The following is a 2,366-nucleotide window of genomic DNA, read 5'->3' on the forward strand; positions in this document are numbered from 1 at the left end:
GAATTGACGCGATCCCGCGCCGCCCGGCCATTTCGGATCGGGCCTTTGTTCGCCGTAGCCGACGAGATCGCGTTCAATCATCGAGTCCGGGCCGTAGGCGGGCATGGAAGCCTCCGTCGTATCAGGCGGCCTTCGCCAGATCGTGCGCATAGGGGTCGTAGCCGAAGAACCAATCGGTGGCGTGCGGGGTCTTCAGCCAGGAGTTTTCGGCCGAGATGCGCTGCACGTCGCCGACGCGGTCGATCCGCGTCGCTTCGTAGAGGGCGAAAGCCTGTTCGGGCGACGAGGCTACTTCGATCGCGCGGGCCAGGATGGCGCCGTCTTCGATCGCCATCGATCCGCCCGCGGCCATGAAGGGGCGCACGGCGTGGCAAGCGTCGCCGGCCAGCACGATCCGGCCGTCGCTCCATTTGTCGTTGCGGACGCGGTCGCAGATCGGCAGAAGCTGGACCTTTTCGGCGGCCGTCATCAACCCCATGAGGTCGGGATGCGCGTCCGGAAACGCGCTGATGAAATCGTCTCGCGTGCCGTCGCGCGGCGGAGTGTCTTCGCTCCACGCGTCGCTCGGCACCGCAGCCATGATGTAGCACTCGTCGCGCCGTTCGCTCATGTAGTAAGCGAGCAGGTGACGGTCCTCGCCCCACCACTTGGTGCAATCGCGCATCGCCACGCCGGCGATTTTGTGCGACGCGAACACCGAACGTAGCGCCAGCTTGCCGACATAGCGCGGCGGGCTGGCGCCTTGGACGATGTCACGAACCACCGAGCGGATGCCGTCGGCGCCGATCGCGATATCGGCGTCGAAACCGCTGCCATCTGCGAAATCGAGGCGGACGCCGTCGCCCGAATGGTTCAGCCCGGCCAGTTGGTGATCGAAGCGTACCGCATTCGATCCGAGGCTGGAGAGCAGGATCTTGTGCAGGTCGGCGCGGTGGATGTTGACGAACGGGCCGCCGAAACGTGCTTCGGCCTCGTCATCGAACACCAGCTCGTTCATCACCTCGCCGCTGGCCACGTCGCGGCTGACGAAGGCGTCGGGCTTGATACCCGCTTGCACCATCGCGTCCTCGACACCGAGCCGGCGCAACACTTTCGCTGTGCTGGCGCCGAGGATGATGCCCGACCCGATGCGCCAGAAACTCTTGGCCTGTTCGAACACCGTGACGGAATAGCCTCGTTGGTGCAGCAGCCCGGCAACCGTCAGGCCGGCGATCCCGGCGCCGATCACTGCGATCCGCATAGTCTTGTCCATGGCTAGCACCGTCACGTAATTATTCGATATCGAACAAGTTGACGCGTACGTCTCTGATCTAGTCGCTGTCAAGAGGAACCCGGCGAGCAACTACGCATGAGTCGGATGAGCGGACTAATCAGTCTCGGGGTCGAGAATACTGCCTATTTGCGCCGTTGCGCGAGATTTGAGCGCAATGGCGATGGAATTGGCACGATATCCCGGTGCCTGCCCAATTAATGCGCCGATCCCTCGATTGACCCTAGTTTTGGCGATCTCTACGCTCAGATCGTTCGACTAAGAATGAAATGGACTATGGGTCTGGCTCGAAGCCTTCTTCGGAGTGAAGTGATGAAAATGCGCACCGCCTTGATGCTCGCTCTGTCGCTGGTGGCGGGAATTTCCGCGTCGGCGGCCCGCGCGACCGATGTCAGCTTCATCACCGACTTCGGTATCAACGGCCGCCACTCCTACTTCTTCGTGGCGCTGGAGAAGGGCTACTATCAGAAAGAGGGGCTCGATGTGAGCATCGTCCGCGGGCAGGGCTCTGCGGACGCCATCAAGAAGGTGGCCTCGGGCGCGGCCATGATCGGCTTCGCCGATGCCGGATCGTTGGTGCTGGCACGCGGCAACGACAAAGTGCCGGTCAAGATGATTTCGGTCGTCTATGCGACACCGCCGCAGGCGATTTTCGTTCTGGGCGACAGCAGTATCAAGACGCCGAAGGATATCGAGGGCAAGACGCTCGCCGATACGGCCTCGAGCTCGGTCAGACTGCTGTTCCCGGCCTACGCAGAAGCCGCGGGCATCGACGCGTCGAAGGTCACGTGGGTCGCGGCAGACGGCGCCGCGTTGACGTCGATCTTGGCGACCAAGCGCGCGGACGGCATCGGCCAGTTCACCGTCGGTGCGCCGCTCGTCGAAAAGGCCACGGCCCCCAACTCGGTTCGCATCCTCGCCTATAAGGACGCCGGCCTGAATTACTATGGCAATGGCCTGATCGCGTCGGAAGACACGATCAGCAAAGATCCGAACCTGCTGAAGGCATTCGTCCGAGCGACGATCAAGGGGCATGAAGGATGCATTCGCCAATCCCGGCCGAGGCCGCGACCATCATGAACAAATATCAGAAGCA

Annotated in this window: 2 protein-coding genes; one reads left to right on the forward strand and one right to left on the reverse strand. The window is 62.6% G+C overall.

The window, feature by feature from the left end:
• Window positions 1-121: 121 nt before the first annotated feature.
• Entirely contained in the window at window positions 122-1,252 is a 1,131-nt protein-coding gene (locus I5M_RS21920; RefSeq protein WP_022723365.1) for an FAD-dependent monooxygenase, read from the reverse strand.
• 330 nt (window positions 1,253-1,582) lie between these two features.
• On the opposite strand from I5M_RS21920, the gene I5M_RS30350 reads away from it, so the two are divergent.
• Entirely contained in the window at window positions 1,583-2,350 is a 768-nt protein-coding gene (locus I5M_RS30350) for an ABC transporter substrate-binding protein (protein ID WP_051048807.1), read from the forward strand.
• Window positions 2,351-2,366: the final 16 nt, after the last annotated feature.

The sequence above is a fragment of the Rhodopseudomonas sp. B29 genome (assembly GCF_000333455.1).
GTDB lineage: Bacteria > Pseudomonadota > Alphaproteobacteria > Rhizobiales > Xanthobacteraceae > Rhodopseudomonas.

Coding starts and splice junctions, on each gene's coding strand:
- I5M_RS21920 (WP_022723365.1), bottom strand. CDS start 1,252: ATGGACAAGACTATGCGGATCGCAGTGATCGGCGCCGGGATCGCCGGC.
- I5M_RS30350 (WP_051048807.1), top strand. CDS start 1,583: ATGAAAATGCGCACCGCCTTGATGCTCGCTCTGTCGCTGGTGGCGGGA.